The following is a 7,964-nucleotide window of genomic DNA, read 5'->3' as shown; positions in this document are numbered from 1 at the left end:
GGTTCACCCTCTATTCCGGCACCACGGCTAGACAACTGTTGCCCCAAATCCTCAAGGATGTGCAGTCTACTGATCTCCAAGAGATGCAGCAGGCCATCAGCCTGGCTCAGGCACCCACTACCAATTCTCCACAGTTATATCCCCCTGGAGACTTAATATCGAACACTACTCACCCACCTAATACCCCTACCCTTTATCTCTTGATTGGATTACCAGACCGTTGTCATCGGCATCGACCAGATTGGGTAAAAGTAGCAGTTAATGGCCGCTGTGTCCAGTTGCTAGAGATAGAACAGGTGATTTTGGCCAGCTTTCGCCGGACACTGCCCCGCGATCGCCATCCCATCTGCTTCGTCCATCTGCATGTACCTGCTAGCCAAATTGACTGGAACCGCCATCCTGCTAAGACTGAGGTATATCTCCATCACCTCACTGACTGGCAGCACTGGGTGAGTCAGGCAATTGACCAGTGCCTTAGTACTCACCTTGGCACCCAGAACCAACGGGTTACCAACCTGCTAACAGCTACAGAATCTAAGGCAGGCTATCGAGTCAGTCGCCAAATTGCTGCCCCTGACTCAGACTCCCTACTCCATCCATCAGCCAATCCCCAACCAACACCGCTGCGTGCCCTAGCCCAAGTTCACAACACATACATCCTGGCAGAACACGCTACTGGTCTGTGGTTAGTGGAACAGCACATCGCCCATGAACGGGTGTTGTATGAGCAATTGTGCGATCGCTGGCAGTTGACAGTTTTGCCTACCCCTATCATTCTTAATCACCTCACGCCCGCCCAAGTGGATCAACTGCGCCGCCTAGAGTTAGAGGTAGAAGCCTTTGGGGATCAGCTTTGGGCAGTGCGTACAGCCCCCGCTATGCTAGCTGCCCGATCAGACTGTCCTGAGGCACTGATGGAATTAAGCCTAGGTGGTGATTTAGAGTCTGCCCTAGTGGCAACCGCCTGTCGCAGTGCTATTCGCAATGGCACCCCCCTAACGTTGGCAGACATGCAAACCCTCCTAGACCAGTGGCAACAAACCCGCAATCCGCGCACCTGTCCCCATGGTCGCCCTATTTACCTAGCCCTAGAGGAAACAGCGTTATCTCGGTTCTTCCGTCGTCATTGGGTCATTGGCAAAAGCCACGGTATCTAGCGACTCTCTAAAAATCAAAACAGCCCTCTTGCCAAGACGTAGGCTTAGGGGTGGCAGGCTGCAACGCCGATTGTTCAGCAGCTTGAGCTAGCCGTGTTGCTACTCGCTCAGCATAGGGTTGAATCACAGACCAAATCACTGGAGAGAGCCACCCCCGCAAGGTAACTGAGTAGGAAATGCAGGTGCCACATAGGGTAGATTCAACTCGGTAGGTAACGCGCTCTTCTACTCCTGGAATGGCCAAAATCCTCACACTCAGAAGCTCTCTAGGGTTCACACGCTCTACAAAAATCTGAATTGGAATCGTAGGGCAGAGGCGGGTGAAGGCTTTATAAATCAATCCTGGTTTGGCAATGAGTCCGTAGGGAACATTAGTCTTGAAGAGGATGGGATGCCAGGATACATCAGCTAAATCCACAACTTTTTTCCACAGGTCATCCACAGAGGCAGAGCTAATAGCTTGGTAAGTTTTAACGAGGGAATAGGGCAACGATCGCCTGCGCCGAGACGCAGTTGCCTGCTGCCAATGAATCCACCACTGAGATACTAGGTTGTGCAGCTTCATAATCTTCCCTCCTAGCTGGCAACAAGTTCATGAAAAGGCTAATGCACTGTCTTGACTTGTGCACAGTAGACTTGTGCACAATGTAAACCGTAATGCGCTACTCAATGTTGCCCATCTTACTGTGCAATTCCAGATAAACTATTCTAGCTAGTCTGTTGTAACTATGAGGTTACTATCAATCCGTAGAGCGTAAAGTTTTGTGTGCTACTCGTCTTGGTCAGTCAAACTGCTATCTCTAACAGCCATACGTCCGTAAATGTCAGTAAAGTCTCGGAGACGATCGCAGATTTCATCCGTTAGCATATCTGCCCGAAATCGCCACTCCCAATTGCCCGATGGCGTACCAGGGCGGTTCATGCGGGCAGATTGATCCAAACCTATTACATCTTGTAAGGGGACGATCGCCCAATTGGCAACAGAGCTAAAGGCTAGTCGAATTAAATCCCAATTCACACCCATAGAGCTAAGACCACCTAGATAGCGAGTCAGCCGCTGTTTGCCATAGTCCGACAAGTCTTGGTTAAACCAACCCAGGGTAGTGTTGTTATCGTGAGTCCCAGTGTAGACAACAAAGTTTTGGCTATGGTTATAGGGCAAGAAAGGATTAGCACTGTCAGACTCAAAGGCAAATTGTAATACCTTCATGCCGGGGAGGCCAAATTGATCGCGCAGGGCAATAACATCTGGGCTAATGTCGCCCAAATCTTCCGCCAAGATTGGCAAATCTCCTAGGACTTGTTTCACAGTCCGGAAAAATGCCTCACCAGGAGCCTCAATCCATTCACCATGAATGGCAGTTGTTTCACCATGGGGCACTGCCCAGTAGGCTTGAAACCCTCGAAAATGGTCAATTCGGATCCAGTCAGTAAGGGCTAACATGCCCTGAAAGCGATCGATCCACCAAGCAAATTGACTATCTTGCAAAACTTGCCAATCATAAACCGGGTTACCCCACAGTTGTCCTGTTTCACTGAAATAATCCGGTGGAACCCCCGCCATTAGAGCTACCTCACCAGTTTCCCTATCCAGGCAAAAATTTTGAGGATTAGCCCACACGTCGGCACTGTCATGGGCAACATAGATGGGTAAGTCACCAATGATTTGAATGTTGCGATCGTTAGCGTAAGTCTTGAGGGCAATCCACTGACGAAAGAACTCAAATTGAAGATATTTGTGAAAGTAGATGCCATCGACCAACTGCTGACGTGCCTGCTCTAGGGCTGTAGGCAGGCGCTGGGCGATCGCTGGTTCCCACTGGTTCCAGGTTGAATCTTGGTCAGTATCCTTCAAGGCCATGAACAGACTATAATCCTCTAGCCAGCCAGCCTTCTGCTGACAAAACTGCTCAAAGGCTTGCCACTGCTCTGGTGTTGCCTCTGATTTGAACCGCAAGCTAGCAGTCTTAAATAGTGCATAGCGATAGGGAGCAATCAGGTCATAATCGACACGATCATCAGGGAAATGAGGAAACCCCTCCAAATCTTCAGCCCGTAACCAGCCTTCTCGCATCAAGATTTCGGGGCTAATCAACAACGGATTACCCGCTAACGCCGAATAACACAAGTAGGGAGAATTTCCGTAGCCCGTTGGCCCTAGTGGCAACACCTGCCACAGTTGCTGATGCGATCGAGCTAAGAAATCCACAAACTCGTAGGCGGTTGATCCCAAATCACCAATGCCATAACGTCCAGGTAGGGAAGTAGGATGAAGAAGGATGCCACTGGCACGGTGCATAGTAGTTTCGTCACATGAAACGCAATTATTCTTTTGCAATGTACCACAGCCCTTACTCGATGGCACGACTCAACTCGCTGGAGTCTATACTATAAGTCATTTATTTTATTGTTCACTGCTGAACGCCCTGCCTAATGTGCTAAACCCAGTTGACTACTTACGCATTAGTCTCATTGATCGGTGTAACTTCCGCTGTCAGTATTGTATGCCTGACGGTGCAGATCTACAGTATGTGCTGAATCAGCAGTTGCTGACCCATCCCGAACTGATTACCTTGCTCCAGGAGGTGTTTATCCCCCTGGGTTTTACCCGCTTTCGACTGACCGGGGGTGAGCCACTATTGCGTCCTGGTGTGGTGGATTTGGTGAGAGCGATCGCTGCCTTGCCCCAAGTGCAAGACTTGTCAATGACCACCAACGCCTATCTGCTAGCTGACAAGGCTCAGGCTCTGTACGACGCGGGGCTACGTCGGATCAACATCAGTTTAGACTCTCTAGATCCAGAAGTGTTTGCCCAGATAGTTGGTAAGCCCATGCGCTGGCAACAGGTGTGGGAGGGCATTCAGGCAGCTCATCGGGTAGGGTTTGATCCTCTAAAGCTCAATGTAGTAGTCATTCCTGGTGTCAATGACCATGAAGTGTTAGATTTAGCTGCCTTGAGTATTGACCGCCAGTGGCATGTGCGGTTTATTGAGTTCATGCCCATCGGCAACGAAGCATTGTTTCGCGATCGGGGGTGGATTGCCTCAGAAGACCTGCGCCAACAAATTCGCAATCGTTGGGGACTAGAATCTAGCACCGTGGTAGGAAACGGCCCCGCTGATGTGTTTCGCATTCCTGGGGCTAAGGGCACTCTAGGGTTTATTAGTCAAATGTCTGAGTGTTTTTGCGATCGCTGCAACCGGATGCGCCTCTCTGCCGATGGTTGGCTACGTCCCTGCTTGCTGAATGAAACAGGCCAACTGGATTTACGCACAGCTCTGCGATCTGGGGTTAGCCCTACCTATCTTCGCCAACAGGTACAAGCTTTACTAGCCCTCAAACCAGAGATTAACTTCAAGCAACGGAACTCTGGCACAGCCGGAGCTGCTTACACTCGTACCATGTCTCAAATCGGTGGCTAGGTAGCTGCCCTAAAGATTTGATGTCAGCGATAAAGCCAGTTCCTGGTAGCGCCGTGGGTCACCTTCTGCTAGTACAGAGCGTTCACGCGCCTTGCGATCATACAGCCCAGTCAATATATGTTGCCAGTCCGTCGCTGACAGGGGAGAGGCTTGTTCTTCTGGCCTTGAGGCAGCAGCGACTGTTTGCTCTTGAAGATATTGTTTCGCCATGCAACTTCTAGCCCGCACAGCCCAGCTTTGATCATGAGCCATAGCTCGTTCTAGATAGGTCAGGATTTGCGATCGCCAATCTGGATGGCTAGCAGCGATCGCATCAGCTAGGGACTGCAAACCCACTACAGCAGAATATCGTACAACCCACTCCTCATCGTGCTCCGCTACAAACAACAGAGCTTCCAGAGCCTCCTCCTGGGCGATTTCCAATAAATTCTCTGGAAACCAATGCCACTTCATCATCCCTAGCCCTCGCGCAGCAGCACGGCGCACACTGGGAGAAAAGTCAGCCGTTGCGGCCCCCAACAGCGTAACCAACCCTCTCGGATCACCAATACCTGCCAACGCTCGGATAGCCCAAGAGCGGGCTGTGTAATTATGTTGGTCAAGCTGCTCTAGCAATGCAGGAACAGCAGCCTCTCCCAAATCTACCAGACCGTCCACAGCAGCTACAGCCGCACCAGGATTGTTGTAGCTCAACACAGCAATCAAGGTAGGAATAGCTTCTTGCCAGCGAGCTGCTGCTAACTCTCGCACTGCCTTAATCAGCCGAGGTGAGGAATCGGCTCGTTCTACAGCCTGGATAAGAGACAAACGAGAATCAGCCATGGCAGGAACTGTAACAGTTAAGGTCTCGACATAAACTATACCGCCAATGGGCTGGGGTATGTACAGGAAGCAAGATCAATTTGCTTCGAAATTTGCTTTGAAAGACATAAGTTCACCTTGGCAGTCGCGTAAAGCTTTCTCAACTCATTCGCGGCGGCCTATCACCATAGCCCATCTACAATAGCCCATCCATTAGCGTCATAACTTGGATAGCATCGGCTGATAAGCTTGGAAAGGAATCACGCTGTATTTGTCTCTCTAGAATATCTTTGAGGGCAATCAATTTCAAACTATTTTCTGCCAAGGTACTAGCGATCGCCCTAGCAGCAGGGACATAGCCAATAGCCCCCAAATCAGCCATAGCAGCACGGCGCAAAGGCAACTTATCTCCTGATAACGCCTGCACTAGACGCTCAGCGTAACTCGAATCCTGAGTTAGCTCATACATGGCCCGAGCTGCCGCGTACTGCAATATCTCAAACGGATGGTTAAGAAAAGGCTCAATCAGCGGCAATGCCTCTGTTGCCCCCAATACGCCTAGCGCTTCCAGAATAGCACCGTAGGGTTGTTGCAACTGCACTGTACCCGCCTCTGGCTGAGTTGCTGCCAAGCCATCTTCCAAGAAGCTCATTAGGGCAGGAACACAACTACGATCGCCCAACATTGCCAGAGACTGGATAGCTGCTTCACGAACATAAAAATCATCACAGGCCAAACACTGAATCAAGCCTGGTACAGAGCGTCTATCGCCCAGCTTACCAAGTGCTCGAGCCGCATTACGTCGGAGGGGGTAACCACCTTCTGCTGTGCGATCAGACTCATCGCTTAGACTGTCAATCAATGCATCAACCGCCTCCGGAGTAGAAACCCGAAATCGCCCCAACCACCAAGCTGCATAGTATCGCAGTCCCGGATCTGAGCCACGTAAGTTCGCGATCGCCTGCTCTACAGTTAATGATGACTCATCACCAGCAGACTGGCCTACTGGTGATTGCATCCGAGAATCCTCAAAACTGGACTCTAGCATAGATATTCACAGTGTTAGAACACCCAGTCAGCTCAACAATAGCTCAATTAACTAGTTGAACCGATAGGAGAGATGCTCACAATCTTTCCACCCATCCGGGTAATGCGCTGCATCTCTTCATTCATCCGGCTGTAGGGAACTGTGATAAAAACACTAGCGCTAGAGCGAATAGGAAAACTCATCTGGTCGGTCTCTTCATTTTGCCGTAGACCAACAACTTCGTACCGAAAACTCCGACTACCCAACATAGACGCTTACAACTCCAAACGATCAAGTGAGAAGGGAAATTGACAGCTAATTAGCCTAACAAACCCGAACCAAGCCCCTAGGAGCCATAGTTCGGGCTGATCAACACAACCTAGAGAGGAGTAATACTGGCAATCTTGCCACCCTGACGCTGAACCCGCTGCATATGGTCTGACAACTCCTCATAGGGAATAATGACAACCTTATTGCAACGACGCACACGAGGATAACCAGGGCCAGCAATTCCAGCAACTTCAACTCGGTAGAGCCGACCAGAACCATAGGCCATAGAACCGCCAAAGGTACTGTTGACTGGAACACCCATCATCGAAGGACGAGTATAGGTGCTACCGGGAGCCACAACTGAAGATGCAGTACCACGGGCCACTTCAGTCACTAGCTTCGGATAGTTGCCCTGGAATTGTGCCCGGCTACTAGTTGCATATCCGCGATACAGCGAGAAAAAGCGAGTAAACCCTACCGTACGCTGGCCAACTCCAGTGGTAACTAAGTCACGGTAGTAAGGAACAATATTCTCACCGAAATATGCTTGATATTCAGGAGAGTCAATGTAAGAGTCAATGTCCGCATCGTAGCCCTTGGATTCATACAAATCCAAATGAGCACTGATTTCGGCTTGATCGTAGGGAGCGCGTCCCAACAAATGCTTATAGTTCAGCTCAGTAACACGACTGTGGAAATTGCCATAGAAAAATTTGGTCTTATACAGTTCCGACTTTGCCACTTGACGAACAAATTCCCTGACTGTGATCTTGCCATCTCGTAGCAGTGACTCTGGAACCACAAGACGCTCAGATGCCATTAAATAATCGTTGCCCAAGAGTTGGCGATAGACTGCTTGAATAACGGCTTTTACGTCATCCTTGGTCGAAGTTGGGCGCAATTCGACCGGAGCAGCATCGCTAAATGCCGAAGTCCCCAATCGGGATGCTTGTGCTGTAATAGGCACTGAAATACTCTCCTTTAGTCAATAGACTTGAAATGAAAGCAGATGCTAACCAATCGACCCAGAGCCATAGCATAGCCATTCCATAGCCTAGGTCGATCGTAGCGACTTCAAACCTGCTTACACAGGTTGAACACTCATAACTTTGCTGCCTGCCCGATTCAATTGCTGCAACTTGTTTGACAACTGGTCGTAGGAAACAATCATTTCCATAGTGCTGCGCCGAACTACAGGCGACGTTGTCGAGGCAGCTTGCATAAAACGGATTCGATACACATCGCCCCGGCTACCACCAACTGCACCGCTAAGGGCACCAGAACTAG

The 7,964-nt window shown here is 50.0% G+C and carries 9 protein-coding genes; 2 read left to right on the top strand and 7 right to left on the bottom strand.

Annotation, left to right across the window (positions count from 1 at the left end; all coding sequences use genetic code 11):
- Positions 1-1,157: DNA mismatch repair endonuclease MutL (gene mutL, locus NZ772_09485; GenBank protein MCS6813785.1), on the top strand; the 1,157-nt coding region annotated here is incomplete at its 5' end.
- A gap of 7 nt (positions 1,158-1,164) precedes the next feature.
- On the opposite strand, the gene NZ772_09480 is transcribed toward mutL, so the two are convergent.
- Both NZ772_09480 and malQ read right to left on the bottom strand, forming a co-directional pair.
- Positions 1,165-1,722, bottom strand: coding sequence for an SRPBCC family protein (locus tag NZ772_09480; GenBank protein MCS6813784.1), 558 nt, complete (start codon positions 1,720-1,722; stop codon positions 1,165-1,167).
- A 204-nt stretch (positions 1,723-1,926) separates the two neighbouring features.
- Positions 1,927-3,456 (bottom strand): 4-alpha-glucanotransferase, encoded by a 1,530-nt coding sequence (gene malQ, locus NZ772_09475; protein ID MCS6813783.1) that lies wholly within the window; start codon positions 3,454-3,456, stop codon positions 1,927-1,929.
- Between the two features lie 136 nt (positions 3,457-3,592).
- Between malQ and moaA the strand changes: the two genes are divergently transcribed.
- A complete protein-coding gene (moaA, locus tag NZ772_09470) occupies positions 3,593-4,579 on the top strand; it encodes a GTP 3',8-cyclase MoaA (GenBank protein ID MCS6813782.1) in 987 nt (328 codons plus the stop codon).
- Between the two features lie 9 nt (positions 4,580-4,588).
- On the opposite strand, the gene NZ772_09465 is transcribed toward moaA, so the two are convergent.
- The 5 genes from NZ772_09465 to NZ772_09445 form a co-directional block, all read right to left on the bottom strand.
- Positions 4,589-5,401 carry a HEAT repeat domain-containing protein gene (locus tag NZ772_09465; GenBank protein MCS6813781.1) on the bottom strand — a complete coding sequence of 271 codons (813 nt, stop codon included), beginning with the start codon at positions 5,399-5,401 and terminating at the stop codon, positions 4,589-4,591.
- A gap of 175 nt (positions 5,402-5,576) precedes the next feature.
- Complete coding sequence (locus NZ772_09460) at positions 5,577-6,428, bottom strand: HEAT repeat domain-containing protein (GenBank protein MCS6813780.1); 852 nt, start codon at positions 6,426-6,428, stop codon at positions 5,577-5,579.
- Between the two features lie 47 nt (positions 6,429-6,475).
- Positions 6,476-6,676, bottom strand: coding sequence for a phycobilisome linker polypeptide (locus NZ772_09455; protein MCS6813779.1), 201 nt, complete (start codon positions 6,674-6,676; stop codon positions 6,476-6,478).
- Between the two features lie 110 nt (positions 6,677-6,786).
- Complete coding sequence (locus tag NZ772_09450; GenBank protein ID MCS6813778.1) at positions 6,787-7,644, bottom strand: phycobilisome linker polypeptide; 858 nt, start codon at positions 7,642-7,644, stop codon at positions 6,787-6,789.
- Positions 7,645-7,761: 117 nt separating this feature from the next.
- The coding region (locus NZ772_09445) for a phycobilisome linker polypeptide (protein MCS6813777.1) at positions 7,762-7,964 on the bottom strand (203 nt) is incomplete at its 5' end.

It is taken from the genome of Cyanobacteriota bacterium, assembly GCA_025054735.1.
In the GTDB taxonomy this organism is placed as follows: domain Bacteria; phylum Cyanobacteriota; class Cyanobacteriia; order SKYG9; family SKYG9; genus SKYG9.
The sequence above is the reverse complement of the archived record's forward strand: the minus strand, read 5'-3'. Positions and strand labels throughout refer to the sequence as shown.